Annotated in this window: 11 protein-coding genes; 8 read left to right on the forward strand and 3 right to left on the reverse strand. The window is 66.1% G+C overall.

The window, feature by feature from the left end; genetic code table 11:
• Nucleotides 1-78 precede the first annotated feature (78 nt).
• On the forward strand, nt 79-798 hold the full coding sequence (locus AAFU51_00325) for an SDR family NAD(P)-dependent oxidoreductase (GenBank protein ID MEO1569692.1): 720 nt from the start codon (nt 79-81) through the stop codon (nt 796-798).
• Nucleotides 799-999: 201 nt separating this feature from the next.
• On the opposite strand, the gene AAFU51_00330 is transcribed toward AAFU51_00325, so the two are convergent.
• From AAFU51_00330 to AAFU51_00340, 3 genes are all read right to left on the reverse strand, one after another.
• The gene (locus AAFU51_00330; protein MEO1569693.1) at nt 1,000-2,436 is read right to left on the reverse strand and encodes a hypothetical protein; all 1,437 of its coding nucleotides are present in this window, start codon (nt 2,434-2,436) and stop codon (nt 1,000-1,002) included.
• Nucleotides 2,437-2,502: 66 nt separating this feature from the next.
• Nucleotides 2,503-2,943 carry a hypothetical protein gene (locus AAFU51_00335; GenBank protein MEO1569694.1) on the reverse strand — a complete coding sequence of 147 codons (441 nt, stop codon included), beginning with the start codon at nt 2,941-2,943 and terminating at the stop codon, nt 2,503-2,505.
• 491 nt (nt 2,944-3,434) lie between these two features.
• The gene (locus tag AAFU51_00340; protein ID MEO1569695.1) at nt 3,435-5,867 is read right to left on the reverse strand and encodes a DNA polymerase domain-containing protein; all 2,433 of its coding nucleotides are present in this window, start codon (nt 5,865-5,867) and stop codon (nt 3,435-3,437) included.
• A gap of 158 nt (nt 5,868-6,025) precedes the next feature.
• On the opposite strand from AAFU51_00340, the gene AAFU51_00345 reads away from it, so the two are divergent.
• The 7 genes from AAFU51_00345 (at nt 6,026) to glmS (ending at nt 17,039) form a co-directional block, all read left to right on the forward strand.
• Nucleotides 6,026-7,336 carry an aminotransferase class I/II-fold pyridoxal phosphate-dependent enzyme gene (locus tag AAFU51_00345; GenBank protein MEO1569696.1) on the forward strand — a complete coding sequence of 437 codons (1,311 nt, stop codon included), beginning with the start codon at nt 6,026-6,028 and terminating at the stop codon, nt 7,334-7,336.
• A gap of 249 nt (nt 7,337-7,585) precedes the next feature.
• Nucleotides 7,586-10,690, forward strand: a complete 3,105-nt coding sequence (locus AAFU51_00350; protein MEO1569697.1) for a two-component regulator propeller domain-containing protein — start codon at nt 7,586-7,588, stop codon at nt 10,688-10,690.
• 141 nt (nt 10,691-10,831) lie between these two features.
• The gene (locus tag AAFU51_00355) at nt 10,832-12,052 is read left to right on the forward strand and encodes a hypothetical protein (protein ID MEO1569698.1); all 1,221 of its coding nucleotides are present in this window, start codon (nt 10,832-10,834) and stop codon (nt 12,050-12,052) included.
• 155 nt (nt 12,053-12,207) lie between these two features.
• Nucleotides 12,208-12,873: a response regulator transcription factor gene (locus tag AAFU51_00360; GenBank protein MEO1569699.1), complete on the forward strand. Its 666-nt coding sequence runs from the start codon at nt 12,208-12,210 to the stop codon at nt 12,871-12,873.
• Between the two features lie 95 nt (nt 12,874-12,968).
• Nucleotides 12,969-13,760 (forward strand): LPS export ABC transporter ATP-binding protein, encoded by a 792-nt coding sequence (gene lptB / locus AAFU51_00365; GenBank protein ID MEO1569700.1) that lies wholly within the window; start codon nt 12,969-12,971, stop codon nt 13,758-13,760.
• Between the two features lie 192 nt (nt 13,761-13,952).
• Nucleotides 13,953-14,990, forward strand: a complete 1,038-nt coding sequence (gene aroF, locus AAFU51_00370; GenBank protein MEO1569701.1) for a 3-deoxy-7-phosphoheptulonate synthase — start codon at nt 13,953-13,955, stop codon at nt 14,988-14,990.
• Nucleotides 14,991-15,188: 198 nt separating this feature from the next.
• Nucleotides 15,189-17,039 carry a glutamine--fructose-6-phosphate transaminase (isomerizing) gene (glmS, locus tag AAFU51_00375; GenBank protein MEO1569702.1) on the forward strand — a complete coding sequence of 617 codons (1,851 nt, stop codon included), beginning with the start codon at nt 15,189-15,191 and terminating at the stop codon, nt 17,037-17,039.
• Nucleotides 17,040-17,048: the final 9 nt, after the last annotated feature.

Genomic DNA, 17,048 nt, shown 5'->3' on the forward strand with positions numbered 1-17,048 from the left:
TGGTGAAGCTTGCTTACTATGTTCAACCGATAGTTGGTCGGTGACTCCAGCGGTTTCCGTACGGATTCAGTGAGCTCGATGAAGAAGGCCATTGTCGTTGGAGCTACCTCGGGAATCGGCCGCGCGCTTGCGTTGGCCTTAGGAGCCCGCGGATACGCTGTTGGTGTTACAGGGCGGCGAGCGGATCTCCTCACTGAGTTGCTAGCTGAACTCCCCGCAACGTCTGAGGCGGCTGAGATGGACGTGACCCAACTTGCTGGTGCCAGGCGCGGATTCGACGGGCTAGTAGAGCGCATGGGTGGTGTGGACCTCGTTGTGATTAGCGCTGGGACAGGGCACACGGACGAAGCAAAGTCTTGGGCCCACGTCCGCGAGACCGTCGAAACGAATGTGCTCGGGTTCGCAGCGCTCGCCGATGCTGCCTACCGTCACTTCGAGACGCGTGGGCACGGGCACCTGGTCGGAATCACTTCGGTGGCAGCGGTGCGTGAGAGTGGGCTAGCCCCGGCCTACCACGCATCAAAAGCCTTCGCCGCGCGCTATCTCGCCGGGCTTCGTCACCGCGCCGTGAAGTCGGATCTTGCCCTCGTCGTGACGGACGTGCGTCCAGGGTTCGTGGATACTGCGATGGCGAAAGGTGACGGCCTGTTCTGGGTAGCGACACCGGGACGGGCGGCGTCGCAGATCGTGGCGGCGATCGAAAAGCGGCGGAGCGTCGTCTATGTGACGAAGCGGTGGCGAGGAGTTGCTGCGGTGCTCGCCTCACTTCCGGGGGTGCTCTACCGCCGTGTCATATGATCCACCGTCGCACGCCTGCGAAGGGCATGAGAACGCCACGTTCCCCGTCAGCCGAACATATCCGGTGCACGAGGTAGGTCGGAACGTGGACGAGTGCACTACCCTCGAAAGCCAGCATCTCGTACTACGCGGGCCTGCAAGCGCGATCCTCCGCAGGCCTCTGCGAGCACGGCTTAGGCTGCAGGCCTCTGCGAGCACGGCTTAGGCTGCAGGCATCGGCTGCGAGACCGGTTCGCCGCTCGACCGTCCTTTGGCGATCCTGTAGTCTAGCCACGCTTCGACGGCCTCTACGAACAAGTGGGTCAAGCCCAGTCGAATGTTGCTAATGTCGCCGACGCCTAGGAGTCTCCGTTCTCTCAAGAAGTAGCCCACGCTTCCGTCGGGCTTTTGGGACTGAAGCAGATAGTCCAAGACGGATGAAAGCCGCTCGTTCAAAGGCCGCTGCGCGAGGTGGCTGGCCACGAGTCGGGCTACGACCTCGACATCGCCCTCTCTGGCAAAGCACTCGGCAAGGTCCAGTGCGTCGGCATTGTCTAATCCGGGATCGGCGTGCGTCGCTAAGCCAGACAAGACAAAATCACGGTCAGGCCTCAATGCTCCGGCGCTGTCGTCTCGGGGCTCACCGTTTGGAGTGGAGACTGCGTCAAACGTCGGGACATGCGCCCCGAGCTCGCTCTGTGCGTTGAGATAGAGGACGGCTCGGTTTCGAGCTTCGAGGACCCGGCGAAGTACATGGTCGTCGTTCTCCTGACCGAGTGGCTCTAGCTCGAAGTGGGGGACTTGCTCTGCGTCCGGCGGCGCAGCCACGTCGAGCAGGGCAGCGACGAGCGTGGTGTGGCAACAAGCATAAAACACCCGATCTCGGTCTGGGTCGTCTCCCATCGCTTGCCTCGTTGCCTCGGAAGGGGGCGTATAACCATCCGGGTCGCGCTGCGCTTGGAAGAGCGCTAGATATCGATCGAGCGTGGTGGAGGGGAAACCCTCCGTGCACCGCGCAGCAATCAATAGTTCGCCCAACACGTCCCAATCACCTCGTCGCGCAAAATGGGGAAGGAGGCTCTGCAGCACCAGCACGACTTTCCCACGGGCCGGATGGTCGTGACCCATCCGACACCGTCCGAAGTGGTTCAGGTAGAACAGCGTGTGGGTGATGCTATAGGCCGTGTCTCGGTCCATGCTCAACAGGCTGCGGCACGTGTTGAGCGCGGTAGCTGGCACGAAGCGAGCTGGATCGAGGCTACGGCCCTCGTACAGTGAGAGGAAGTAGTGTTGGTCGAGGCGCCGATAGGGCACCACCTCGCTGGCGTAGGGAAAGCCAGCCCGGAGGGCGAACTCCATGGTGGCCTCATGCTCGGGGACCACGTGCCCGTGGAGGTGCTTCAGCACGAAGTAGGGCATGAGCCACGCCCAGGCTCCGGGGAGCGACTTCCTGGCGGCTTCGGCGATCTCCTGGCTGTTGACGTACGCCGTGAGTACGCTCTGCCACCGCGTGAGGAGGTCGTCAGGGACTCCACGGGCGCCGCGGAGGGCCCTGTATAGGATGGCAAACTCTCCAGCGCGCTGGAGGAGCTTCCTGTCAATGGACGCCGTCTCTAGGTGCGGTAGGATTAGATCGATATGCCGATCTAACCACCGCACAGATGGGGAGAAATCAAGACTCACGGAACGGGTACCTTCCAGAGCAACGTGCTACGAGCTACCCGTTCAGCCTCTACCGGCGAGGCCGGAGAGATCACCAAGCGTCTCGAAGGAGTTGTTCCCTTCTCGGAGCACATACCAAGGACCGATCAGCTCTCCACCGGCGGCGAGAGTCGGCCCCGAGAAGTCTTGACCGACTCGGATCAACTCGTGGATGGTGATCTCGCGGTTGACAACCCCCGCGTCGATTAGCACGCTGACCTGCTCCTGGGTGATCGCTGCCTTCTCAAGCTCACTGCCTTCCTTGTAGACGTACCACGGCCCTACTAGCTCACCGCCTGCCGCGGCAGAGCCGCCCATCTCTCTAAGCTTGGCATGGGCGTCTAGAAGCTTTCCGACGGTTACTTCCTTCTTGATGACCGTGCTCTGGGCCAAGGGCTTGTAGTTCTTCGTCACTCGGACGAGAGGGTAGTCAGTGGCGGCGAGGTGGAATGATTCGTTGGACATGGGACCGTTCAAGGTTAGGTTGACAATGCAGCTGACTCTTGGTGGTCGTGGGTAAGTGCTCAGAAAAACACGCAGCCGAAGAGAGTTTTCCGATAGGCCAATATAGAACGTATAGATTGCTAAGCAAGGGGATAGGCACAGTTTTTTTAACAGCATAAGGAAAATTTGGGAGCTAAGGTCAACCGAGATGCTGTCAGCTATTACACTATTGTTTTCCTTGGGCAACGATAAAAAAACAGGCGAATGCCTCGATACTCTTTTGGACGCGGGCGATTGAGGCCGGCGGAGCGAGGGTGATCTAGGTGTGACGAAGAATGGCGGAGTCCTAGTGTGACCAGCTTGGTGCCTTGTCAGAGTTGGACACATCGGTCCATTGTGGAGGAGGCATTCTGTCGGGATTGCCGACCAAATCCTCCCACCTCGCTCCATACCCAAGCGCTGCTCTCCCTTTGTCGAGGGACTAGAACGTGAGCAGCGGGACACCGCCGTACTCAGAACGGCACGTCGTCCTCCACGTCGTCGAGCGCGCGTTCGGTGCGAGCGAGGCGGATGCCTGCGGCGTCGAAGCCGAAGAGGTCTTCGGGGGAGAACACGAGGCGGTGCTGGTGCTCCGTCTCAAAAAACGGGACGAACTTGGCGGCGACCTGGTCGAGGCGGTCGAGGTAGTACGGCGTGTGCTCGTCGGGCGCAGCCGGGTCCCAGGCGTCGGCGAGGCGGGCGGCCTCGAAGGCGGGGCCGGGTCCGGCAAGGTAGTAGCTCATACGGTCGCCCTTGCGTGGCAACTGGCCGGTCTGCGCGGCGCGCTGCTTGGCGAGTTCGTACGACGCCGTCCGCGTGCGTCGCCCGGCCTGCACGTCGGCCTCGTACGCCTCGACGGTGTTCTTCAGCGTCTCGGTGCGCTGGAAGTCGGCGACGCCGTCGTTCCAGTCGTGGGCGAGGATGCGGTCGCGCTGGGCGAGGTAGAGGTCGTGCAGGCCCTGGATGTCCTCGTTGAGTAGCAGCCGGACGGCCTCGCGGACAAAGCGCCGCCCGAAGCACTCCGTGGAGCGGGAGACGAGCGACGAGCCCTTGAACTTGATGCGCCCGTCGTAGCCGAGCAGCGCGTAGTTCTTCTTTTTGTACGACAGCATCTTCTGGAAGCGCCCGTCGAAGCCGATGCGGATGCCCTCGGGCATGCGCTCGGAGAGTGTGCGCACGTAGGCGCGCTCCTCCGTGTCGCCGCGGAGGCCGTCGGGCGGGATGAAGAGCACGCCGTCGGTGTCCACCTCGATGATCGTCCCGCCGTCGGCGCGGACGAGGCGGATGATCTGACGCAGCAGGTCCTGGCCGGTCGCCGCCACGCGGTCGGCCTCGGCGAAGTCGTTGAACAGCGCGAGGCTAAACGCGAGGTTGCCGTAGAAGCTATTGATGATGTTCTTGAACGCCGTCTGCCGGGCGTCCAACTCGGCGCGCGCGCCCGCGTCGTTCGTCGCCTTCATCGCGGCCTTGGTGTCGAAGCGGAGGTCGGTCAGCTTGCGGAGGAGATCAGGAAAAACGCCGAGCGCGTCGTCCTTTGGGCGGACATCGTACTGCAGCATGATGCTCGGGTACAGGCTCTCGACATCGGCATACACGACAGGACCGACGACACCCGTGACGAACACGTCGGTGTAGCCGCCGATGGTCTGGCTGCCCCACGCCGCGCGGGGGAGGGCTTGGCGCTGGCGGAGGTACTCGCGTACGAACAGGGCCTCGATCTTGCTCGCCGGGCCAGTACGCGCCGTCTGGCCGTAGGGCATCGGCACCATCTGCGTGAGGTAGAACGTGCTTCCCGAGAGGTGCCGCGCCAGCCGCTCCGTCTCCACCACGTCGTCGAGCGCATAGTCCAGGAGCCGCGCCGGGTCCTCGTCCCACACCCGCGCGATGTCGTTGCCTGCGACGTAGGTGCGGCTGTCATCCGCGAAGCCGAAATAATTCGCCGCGACCTTGAGGCCGTAGCCCGGGAGGTCGCGCTTGAACACGTCGAAGCTCATCACCTGGAAGAGCGTGTCGACGACGTGCCGCCCGGCGATGTCGAGCGCGGGGAAGTCGACCATCCGCTCAGCGAAGCGCATCGAGCTCGGGAACTGCCGCGGTACTGAGCCATCGCGGCCGATGGAGAACGGGACGCCGTGGAGCGAGCAGCGCTTCCGGAGGTAGTCGAAGTCGAAGCCGTAGATGTTGTGGCCCTCGATCACGTCGGGGTCGCGCTCTTGAATGACGCGGACCGTCTCTTCGAGCAGCGCTTTCTCCGACGAGTCGCGCGCGTGCAGCAGCCGCGACCAGCCCTGGTTGTCGCTCAGCGCGACGATGATGACGGCGTGCTCGGGCCGCTCGGGCTGCGGGAAGCCGTCTGGCGCGTAGACCTCGATATCGAGTTGCAGCCGGTGGATGTGCTCGAAGGCCATGCCCTTGAAGAGCGTGCGGCCGGTCTGCATGAGGTAGAGCTGCTCCGGGTTGCCAGCGAAATAGATCTCGTCTGGGCGCCGCTTGTCCGATTCCGTGGCGCGTTCGACGTGGCGCACGGCGTCCCAGTAGGCGCGGACCGACGTGAAGACGACGAGGTCGCGAAAGTAGGCCTGCCCGCCGCGATCCTCGTCTACCTTCACGGACGCGTCGAGGCGTTGGTAGCGGAAGCGCTCGCGCCCAAAGCCGCGCAGCAACTCGGCGTCATGGATGAGCATGAAGGGGTAGAACGGCACCTCCTCCGTCTCGATCGTGCCTCCGTCGGGGTGATCGAAGCCGCGCCGCCAGTAGAGCCGCATGCGTGCGGGTTCCGCTTCGCGCCCCGAGGTGTCACGCACGAGGTGCAGCGCCACGAGGCCCTCGGCCGGGTCCTTGCCGTAGAGCGCCGTGTCGTGGCCGTCTGACACAGAAAGCGGAGTGGGGTGGGAAGCGTCAGGCATAGCGGTTTCGCGTACGCACAAACGCCGCCCTCGTGCCGCAGTGCGAGCAGTAAAAGCGGAGGCTTTTTCGGGTAATCACACGAGGCCACGACGAAGGGTGGAGGTCTAGTCTGGCGCATCGCCTAACCGCAAGACCTCTCCTCACCCAGGTACCTCTCATGTCGATTGCTGCTCTTTCCGGTAGTGTAGCCCGCTTCGCACGCCCTCGCGGCGTTGACCTGCTCGCACGCACGCAGCCGTTCCACGCGTGGCACAGCGCCCGCACGAGCGCGGCCTGCTGGTCCTACTCGCGGTCCCTCGACGAGGCCACGGGGCCGACCGTCGCCATCCGCAGCGAGTGCGGCCAGGCGCAGCGTGGCATCAACTTCGCCTCGCAGGACTACCTCGGCCTCTCGGCGCACCCGGCCGTGCACGAAGCGGTGTCGGACGCCCTCGCTGCCTTCGGTCCGCACAGCGCCGGGTCGCCGATGCTGCTCGGCAACACGGCCCTCTCGCTCGACCTAGAGCGCGAGATCGCGGACGCCCTGCACATGGCCGAGACGGTGCTCTTCCCGACGGGATGGGCGGCGGGCTTCGGGGCGATCGTCGGGCTGGTGCGCCCCTACGACCACATCGTGATGGACGAACTGGCTCACGCCTGTCTACAGCAGGGGGCCCATGCCGCCACGCGCAACGTCCATCGGCATCGGCACGGCTCGGCCGAACATGTGGAGAAAGTGCTGGCCGCGATCCGCGCACAGGACTCCAAGAACGGCGTCCTCGTCATCACGGAAGGCCTCTTCTCGATGGACTCCGACACGCCAGACCTCGCGCGCCTGCAAGCCCTCTGTCATGACTACGACGCCACGCTGTTGGTCGACATCGCGCACGATTTCGGGTCGCTCGGACCGGACGGCACCGGAAGCCTAGGCCTCCAGGGGCTGCTAGGCGAGGTCGACCTTGTGATGGGGAGCTTCTCGAAAACGTTCGCGTCCAACGGCGGCTTCGTCGCCGTGCGCGACCCTGCCGTGAAGCACTACCTCAAGATCATGGGCGGGCCGCACATCTTCTCGAACGCGCTCTCGCCGCTACAGTGCGCGGCGGTCCAGGCCGCGCTCCGCATCGTGCGTTCCGAAGAGGGGGCCGCGCGGCGGGCCTCGCTGCTCCGGGCTGTGACCGCGCTCCGGGGTGCGTTGGCCGACGAAGGCATCGCGTGCCTCGGTGCGCCCTCCGCCATCGTGCCTGTGCCGATCGGTGAGCGGGACGTGGCGCGGATTGCTGCGAAGCTCATCGCGGAGCGCGGGGTGCTCGCCAACCTCGTCGAATATCCGGCCGTCCCGGAGGACGGAGCACGGTTTCGGATGCAAGCCATGGCGACACACACGCCGGAGCAGGCGCGGGAAGCAGCGGCCATCGTGAGCGCAGCCATCGCAGACGCACAGAACCAGGTCGCCGGACTCAAGGCACCAGGCGTGCAGGCTGCGGCATAGGCCTAGGGTGACGTGCAATGCCTAGGGGAGGAGGCTCCGCGTGCGACGGGAGACGAGCGACAACAATGCGAGGAGGCAAGGGTACAGCATCGATAGAAATCGGTACGAAAGGACTATGCTTCCGGCCCGGAGGAGGGTTGGCGGGGCGACCACGCGCGAGTAGATTCGCCGCCTATTACCGCCCTGCGCGGCGTCTCCTATCCGACTAGCACGACCTCGCCGTGGAGACGCGACCATCCATCAAGCTCCATGCGGGTCCTGCTTCTTGTGGTTGCCGTGGCTGTGTCCGCACAGGCTCAGTCTTCCGAGAGGCCCAGGCGTGCCCCGCTGAGGCACGCCTACCTCGGCGTCGACGACGGGCTCTCGCACAGCCGCGTCAACGCCATCGCGCAGGACGCCGAGGGCTTCCTCTGGTTCGGCACCGACGACGGCCTCAGCCGCTACGACGGCACCGGCTTTCGCATCTATCGCCACGATCCGGACGAGCCGCGCTCGCTGCCGCACAGCCGCGTCACGGCACTCCACGTCGAGGACGACGGGACGCTCTGGGTGGGCACCCAGCAGGGCCTCAGCCGCTTCGATCGTCGCGTCGGAGCGTTTCAGCGGTATCGTGCGGCGGTGGACAGCGCGGGCCACTGCAACGGCCTCGTCGTCGCCATCGACCGCAATCCGGAGGGACGGTTGCACGTGGGTACGAACGCGTCGTACCTGTGCGAGCTGGTCGAGGACGGCCCGCAGGACAGCGCCGGACTAGCGAGAGCTACCCTACGGCAGCGAGGCAAGCTGGCCCCCGGAAACGTAGCCTGCCCCTTCAGTATCTATGACTTGCGGTGCAGCTACCCGCGCCCGTCGACCACCTTCCACGGGCCGCTCATCGTCGAGGCTGGCCCGCGCCACCTGGGTGAGGCGTTCTCGATCGGCGGAGATCCGGGGCTGGGCCTATGGATCGAACGATGGAAGCGCGGCGCGTGGGAGCGGTTCGCTCGTTGGCCCGCGAGCAGCATCCCCGTTGGCACCCAGGTGAGCATCCGCCTGAGCGACGGCATCATCTGGGCCGCGACGGAGGGACAAGGCATCGCCGAGATCGACCTGGACAACGAGACCGTCGCATTGCTCTCGCTGGGGCCACCGGGCGGGGGGGGAGTAGGACCGCCCGTGCAAGTCTTCGCGCTTTTCCGCGATCGCCAGGGCCTCGTCTGGGTCGGAACGAACCAGGGGCTCTTTCGCTTCGGCGGCACGCCCTCGTCCTTCAACTGGGAGCGGCGCATCGAGGGGGACGCGCGCGCGCTGAGCGACGACCGCGTCAACGGGATGCTCGTGGACCGCGCGGGTACGCTGTGGGTGGCGACCAACGACGGCCTGAACCGCCGCCGCGCCGGCGAGGAGGGCTTCGAGCCGCTGCGGACCGACCTCGACGGCGAACACGCCAACGCATTCTGGTGGCCCTTCGAGGACCGGGCGGGTACGCTCTGGCTGGGCACAAAACGCCGCGGCCTGATGCGCCTCGACCGTGTGACGGGGCGGTTCGAATCGATCTACATCCCGCCGGGACTCTTCCCCGAAGAACTCGGCATCGAAGCGTGGTCTATCCTCCCGGTCCGCCACCTCACAGAGGACCAGCACAACACGCTCTGGATCAGTACCTCGATCGGGCTCTTTCGACGCGATCCAGATGGAACGCTCACGAGCTACCTCCATGACCCGAGCCGACTGGGGGGGCTTCCCGATCCCCGCGTCAGCATCGTCCACGAGGACTCCGCTGGCGGTCGTTGGATCGGTACCGACGGTGGGCTGTGTCGCCTAGTGGACGAGACGCCGCCGGGCCGCTTCGACTGTGTGCGGCACCGCCCCGACGATCCGACGAGCCTCGGCGCGGATGTCGTGTGGACCATCACCGAGAGCGCTGCCGACCCGGGTGCGCTCTGGGTCGGGACGATCGGAGGAGGGCTGTGCCGCTTCGACCTCGCCGCGGAGACGTGCCGTCGCTACACGACCTCCGACGGGCTGCCCAACAACACCGTCTATGGCGTTCTCGCTGACGACGACGGCGGGCTCTGGATGAGCACCAACGGCGGCCTTGCCCGCCTAGAGATCGCCACGGAGACATTTACCGTGTTTGCCGCGACGGAAGGGCTGCGCTCCGACGCGTTCGACTTCATGTCCTACCATCGCGCCGACGATGGGCGGCTCTTTTTCGGTGGTCCGCGCGGCTTCTACGCGTTTCACCCGGACAGCCTTCGCGCAAGTACCTATGTCCCGCCGGTCGCCATCACCGGCGTGCGCACCTTCGACCAGGCGCGCCCGGGCCTGCCCGCCGACGGCGACACGCTCCGCCTCGCGCACAACGAGAACTTCGTCTCGTTCGAGTTTGCGGCGTTCGACTTCGAGCGGCCGCGCCAGAACCAGTACCGCTACCGCCTCATCGGAGTAGACGAACAGTGGCGCACCACGATGGGAGAGCGGCCCGAGGCGCGCTACACCGACGTGCCGCCCGGCACGTACACGTTCGAGGTGCTCGGCGCGAACCACGACGGGCTCTACAACCCGGAGGCGGTGCGGCTGACGCTCGACATTGTGCCAGCCTGGTGGCAGGCGTGGTGGTTCCGGAGCGGCGCGCTGCTGCTGGCGACGGTCAGCCTCGGTGCGCTCGGCGTGGGGACGGTGCGTCGGCGCGAGGCGGCGTGGCGGCGCGAGCAGGCCGAGGCCGCCGAGATGCAGCGGCGGCTGGCCGAGAGCCGTGAGCGCGAGCGCGCCCGCATCGCCCGCGAGCTCCACGACGGGCCCGTGCAGCAGCTCTACCGCATCGGCCACGACCTCGACCGGCTGGCCCATCACGAGGCGCAGGTCGCCCCACCTGTGCAGGCCGCGCGCGATGCCCTCACCGGCGTGGCGAGCGAGCTACGCGGCGTGCTGAGCACGCTCCGCCCGCCGCTCATCGAGCACCTTGGTGTGGGAGCCGCCCTCGGCGCGCTCGTCCGGCAGTCCCGCCCGCACTTCCCCGATGCCGATCTCCACGCCGAGATTGAAGCGGACGGACGGCAACTCTCACTCGACGCCCAGCACGCGCTCTACCGCATCGCGCAGGAAGCCCTCGCCAACGCCGCCAAGCACGCCGAGGCGCGCGCCGTGCTCATCCGTCTCTCGGAGGAGGGGCCGCGCGTGCGCCTCACGGTTCGCGACGACGGGCGCGGCTTTGCCGTCCCCGACCGGCTCGTACGGTTCGCGCGAGAGGAGCGCTATGGCCTCGTCGGTGCCGCCGAGCGCGTCGAGCAACTCGGCGGGCGCTTCGCGGTGGAGTCCACGCCGGGGCACGGCACCCAGGTGCTCGTAGAACTCGACGCTGACCAGGGGTAACCCCCCGCCACGGTCTGGAGCAGAGGGACTTCGAGGCGCTCGATTGGTACCGATGTCGGCGAGAACGGAACCTTCGGACCATCCGGCAGGGGGATGCCCCCGCGTTGTTTGCGGAGCCTCCTCCACCGACCGGCTCCGACCATGACGACCCGTGCTTGCTCCCGCCACATGGCGCTCTTCCTGCTAGGCTGCCTCCTGGCAGTGGCAGCGGTCCCTGAGAGCAGCGCACAGTTCGACCGCCTTCGCGACCGGGCCCGCAAGGCCGCCGAGGAGGTGCAGCGCGACAGCAATGACGAGAGTGCCGCCGAGGCTGAGCGTCCGAGCCGCCGCGAGCAGTACCTCGAAAGTCGTGGGCTCGAAGACACCGAAGAGGTCGCGACACCGGAGCCAACCGGGCTGGCTCCGCTCGTCTACGACCGTCCGTTCGATCCGGCAATCCACACCGCGCGGTTGCTCGACTACGTCGAGTTTGAGGCCGACGGGCGGTTCGCGCTCACCGACTTCACCGCCGTCTTCGTGCCGACGAAGGACGCCAACGGAGCCGCTGTCGACTACTACGACCAGCAGCGCATGCATGTGAAGCTCGTCAAGGGCGGGGCTGAGGTCTGGCACCGCTACTACAGCGGCAGCAGCGTCCACAACGGCCCGTCGATGGACTTCAGCTTCAACCGCACGCTCTCGGGCAACAAGCAGCCCGAGGCCAACTACGAGCCGGGTGTCAACGACATGCTGACTGCCGGCTCGTATCAGCTCGACTTCTACCTCGACGATCGGCTCTTCTGGACCTTCCCCTTCGAGGTGGTCAGCAGGGGCAGCAGCGACCCCTACAGCACACGAGGCGCGTCGCTCTTCCTGCGGGGGCTGTGGGACGACGTTGGCTATGTCTCGTTCAACAGCCGCGAGATCGACGCCTCGCCGCAGGTCTATTTCAGCTTCTACAAGCAGGCGCTGCGCGCAGACCTGGAACGGCGCACCGAGTTCGAGTACGTCGCCGTCATCAAGCGCAGCGGGCGGACGGTGGCTGCGCACGACATCGACCGAACGTGCCAGCGCGTCGACGATCCGCTGGGAGCGTACACGCAGGCGGATCACAGCACCGGGCCCTACACGGCCTCATTCTACTTGCTCCCGCAGGACTGCGTCGGCTCACCGAAGGTGCTGCGCATGGAGCACCTCATCGACGGCGCCTACACGCTCGAACTCACGCTCACGGGGCCGAACGTGGACGACGAAGTGCGGACCTACTCGTTCGAGATCGCCGGGGGACGCTTTGTCCCAGCCGGGCAGCAGGTGCGCGATGCTACCGACCCGACCCGCTACCTCGAAGGCATGAACGAAGTCTGGTTCTACGTCGCTGAGTAGACGGAGCCAGGCTCGACGAAGCCAGCCCAGCCGCTCGTCGGCTGGGAGGAACGCGGTGGCTTGGGGCGGTTGGTGGGCCGCGCCGGGCTGCCGCGCGTCTGCGGCCTGCCGATCTTGCACCTCGCCTCGCACCATCTCCACACTGCGCCTCCTGCATGTCCCCCCGCGTCATCATCGCCGACGACCACCCGACCTTCCGCGCTGGACTGCGGGCCTTCCTCGAACAGGAAGCGGGATGCACGATCCTCGCCGAGACCAGCGACGGGGCAGCGACGCTCGCCGCCGTGGAGGCGATGCCGCCCGACGTGCTGGTGCTCGACCTGCAGATGCCGGGCCTCTCCGGCCTCGACGTGCTCGACCGGCTCCGGCAGAGCCACCCGGACCTCCCCGTGCTCATCCTGAGCGCGTACGAGGACGACGAGTACATCTTCGGCGTGCTCGAACGCGGCGCGGCGGGCTACCTCACGAAGCAGGAGTCGCTCTACCTGATCGGCGAGGCCGTGCAGGGCGCGGCGCGCGGCGAGACGGGCTGGCTCTCCAGGCGGATCGCAGCGCTCTTCGTGGGGCAGCGGCGCAGCAGGCCCGAGCCGGGCGCTCTCGATGCGCTGAGCGAGCGCGAGCGCGAGGTGTTGCTGGAGGTCGCGCGGGGCTACTCGAATGCTGAGGTGGGGGAGCGACTCTACATCACCGAGAGCACTGTCAAGAAGCACGTCCACCAGGTCTACGCCAAGATCGGGGTGCAGACGCGGGCCCAGGCCGTCGCGTGGGCGTGGGCGCAGGGCCTCGTCAACGGCGATGACACCGAGGCGGCGTGGACGTGAGGCGGTAGTTTGGGAACGTGTCGCGCCCCAGGCGTTTCGTGGGGCGACCGTTTCCCCGAATCCACCACGCTATGCAGGCTCCCGCGCCTTCCCCCGTGCTCGACCGTGCCGACGCCCGCGTACTCCGCACCGAAGGCCTCGTCAAACGCTACCGCAAGCGCACCGTCGTCAAGGGCATCAGCCTGGAGGTGCAGCAGGGGCGCATCGTCGGGCTGCTCGGGCCGAACGGGGCGGGGAAGACAACCACGTTCTACATGATCGTCGGGATGGTGCGGCCCAACGACGGGCACATCTACCTCGACGAACCCGACGGACAGGGGGGGCACGCAAGCACACGGCTCACGCGCATGCCGATGTACCAGCGCGCGCGCCGCGGCCTCGGCTACCTCGCCCAGGAGGCGTCGGTCTTCGCCAACCTCACCGTCGAGGCCAACATCATGGCGGTGCTCGAATTCCAGAAGATGGACAAGCCCGACCGCGAGGCGCGCGTCGAAGAACTGATCGCGGAGTTTGGCCTGGAGAAGGTGCGGCGCTCGAAGGGGTACATGCTCTCCGGCGGCGAGCGGCGGCGCACCGAGATCGCCCGGGCCCTCGCCACGCGCCCGCAATTCCTCCTGCTCGACGAGCCCTTCGCGGGCGTGGACCCCATCGCCGTGGAGGACATCCAGCAGATCGTGGCGGGCCTGAGCGCGCGCGGCCTCGGCGTGCTCATCACGGACCACAACGTCCACGAGACGCTCGCCATCACCGACCGCGCGTACATCCTCATCGACGGCGCGATCTACAAGCATGGCACCGCCGAAGAGCTCGCCGACGACGAGGAGGTGCGTCGCCACTACCTCGGCGAGAGCTTCACGCTGGAGCGGTACAAGATTGCTGATGGATGATTTCCGATGGACGATTTGGGGAAGAGGTTTCTGTGCAACCGCACGTCAGAAATCTAAAAACGAAAATCGGAGCATGAAGTCTGCGTGAGAAGACGGGGGGCCGGGGAAAAGCCCATCTCGGTCCGAACGTCCGGCCTACCTTCTCGTTCGGACGCATCCCTGCACTCACCCAGCCACCACTCTCCTGTTCTCATGGTTGTCGTCATGCAAAGCGGGGCCTCTGAGGCCCAGATCGAAGCCGTCATCGCGCGCCTGAACGGATACGGCTTCGACATGCACCGCTCCTCCGGCGAGGCGCAGACCGTGCTCGGCGCCATCGGCGTGCAGCCCGACTTCGACGTCCGCCACATCAAGATCCTCGAAGGCGTCGCGGACGTGTACCGCGTGACGAGCCCGTACAAGTTCGCGAGCCGCACGTGGCGGCAGGAGAACACGACCGTTGATCTCGGCGACGGTGTCGTGCTTGGCGGCGACGAGTTCGTGGTGATGGCCGGGCCGTGCTCGGTCGAGAGCGAGGAGCAGATCGAGGCGTCGGCGGCCTTCGTGGCGTCGCAGGGTGTGCCGGTTCTGCGTGGGGGCGCGTTCAAACCGCGCTCGTCGCCCTACTCGTTCCAGGGCCACGGCGAGGACGGCCTGAAGTGGATGCGCGCCGCGGCCGACCGCCACGGCCTCAAAATCATCACCGAGGTCATGCGCCCCGCCGACGTGGAACTGATCGGGCAGTACACCGATGTCTTCCAGATTGGCGCGCGCAACATGCAGAACTTCCCGCTGCTGAAGGAGGTCGGCAAGACCAACACGGCGGTCTTCCTCAAGCGCGGCCTCTCGGCCACGATCAAGGAGTGGCTTATGAGCGCGGAGTACATCCTCGCGGGCGGCAACCCCAACGTGATCCTCTGCGAGCGCGGCATCCGCACCTTCGAGACGGCAACGCGCAACACGCTCGACCTCTCAGCGGTGCCTGTCATCAAGAAGCACAGCCACCTGCCCATCTTCGTGGACCCGAGCCACGGCGTCGGCCTACGCGACAAGATCCTGCCGCTCGCGCGCGCCGGGGCCGCCGTCGGCGCCGACGGCCTGATGATCGAGACGCACCCCGACCCGCCGAGCGCGCTCTCAGACGGCCCACAGTCCCTCTACTTCGACCAGTTCGCGGACCTCATGGCGCAGGTACGTCGCGTAGCCGAGGTCGTGGGCCGCACGGTGCGCGCTCCTCTCGCGGAGGCCTAGCACCTCGCAGGCAGCGCTGGTAGGCGCGGATCGCCACATATTTGGCCAAGCCCGGCGCTGGAATTGGTCTGAGCGTGCGGCGCGTGTAGTTTGCGCCCGCTCCGTGGGATCGGTTCCATGTGGGTGATTGGCATGCTTTTCGGAGTTGATGCCATCGTTGCGTCTCGCCCTCTTCCTCTGCGACCCTCCTCAACGTCTATGTGTGGCATCGTCGGCTACATCGGCACGCGTCAAGCGAGCGACCTCCTCGTCACCGGCCTCAAGCGCCTCGAATACCGCGGGTATGACTCGGCCGGCGTGGCCGTCGTTAACGGCAGCGTCTCGATCCGCAAGAAGCGGGGCAAGGTCGGCGAACTTGCAAGCGCGCTCGAGGCGAGCCCGGTGCACGGCACGCTCGGCATCGGTCACACGCGTTGGGCTACCCACGGCGCACCGAACGACGTCAACGCGCACCCGCACACGGCCCCGAATGGGCGGTTCGCGCTCGTGCACAACGGCATCATCGAGAACTACGGTGCCATCCGCAAGCGCCTCATCGCCGACGGCTACACGTTCCACAGCGACACCGATACGGAAGCGCTCGTTCACCTCATCGACGACGTGCAGCGCAAGACGCGCCTCTCGCTTGCCGAGGCCGTGCGGCAGGCGCTCACGCAGGTGCGCGGTACGTACGGCATCGTCGTGGTGAGCGAGGACGACCCCGACATGCTCATCGCGGCGCGGCTCGGGAGCCCGCTCATCCTCGGTCTGGGTGAGGGCGAGAACTTCGTGGCGTCCGACGCAAGCCCGCTCATCGAGCACACGCGTCACGTGGTCTACCTCAACGACGGCGAGATGGCTGTCGTCCGGCGCGATGGCTACGAGGTCTTCTCCATCGAGGGCGCGCCCGTCGCCAAGGAGGTGCACGAGTTGGAGTGGGACCTCGAGCAGATCGAGAAAGGAGGCTACGAGCACTTCATGTTCAAGGAGATCATGGAGCAGCCCGAGGCCATCGAGAACGGTCTGCGCGGACGCCTGCGGCCCGACCTTGGCGAGATTCACCTCGGCGGCCTCCAGACGCCGGAGGTTCTTCAGACGCTCCGCGACGCGAAGCGCATCCTGATCTGCGCCTGCGGAACGTCCTGGCACGCCGGGCTCGTCGGGGAGTACCTCATCGAGCGGCACGCGCGCATCTCCGTCGAGGTCGACTATGCGAGCGAATTCCGCTATCGCAACCCGGTCTTCCAGGAGGGCGATGTGATGTTCGTGATCTCGCAATCGGGCGAGACGGCCGACACGCTCGCGGCGCTGCGCAAGGCGAAGGAAGCAGGCGTGCCTGTCTACGGAATCTGCAACGTCGTCGGCTCCACAATCGCGCGCGAAACCGAGGCGGGTGCGTACCTCCACGCTGGACCGGAGATCGGCGTGGCGTCCACGAAGGCGTTCACGGGGCAGGTGTCCGTGCTGACGATGATCGCGCTCATGCTCTCGAAGGAGCGCGGCGTCGATCACAACGGCTCGATGCCAGCCTACCAAGCCTACCTCGACGCGCTCGCGGGTATCCCCGACCTCATGCGCAAGGTGCTGAAGCTCAACGACACCATCGAGCAGATCGCGCGCGACTACCGCTGGGCCCAGAACTTCCTCTACCTCGGGCGCGGCTGCAACTTCCCCGTCGCCCTCGAAGGTGCGCTCAAGCTCAAGGAGATCAGTTATATCCACGCCGAGGGCTACCCGGCAGCCGAGATGAAGCACGGCCCGATTGCGCTCATCGACCAGTTCATGCCGGTCGTGTTCATCGCCACGCGCGACGCGATCTATGAGAAGGTCGTTTCCAACATCGAGGAGGTCGTCGCCCGCGGCGGCGAGGTCATCGCAATCACCGACGAAGGCAACGACGAACTCGACGACCTTTGCAAGTACGTCATCCCCGTGCCGAAGACGCTCGACTGCCTAGAGCCGTTGCTCACGGTGATCCCGCTGCAACTACTCAGCTACCACGTGGCCGTGATGCGCGGATGCGACGTTGACCAGCCTCGCAACCTCGCCAAAAGTGTGACGGTGGAGTAGCGGCGGACA

Source organism: Bacteroidota bacterium, from assembly GCA_039821555.1.
GTDB lineage: Bacteria > Bacteroidota > Rhodothermia > Rhodothermales > Rubricoccaceae > JBCBEX01.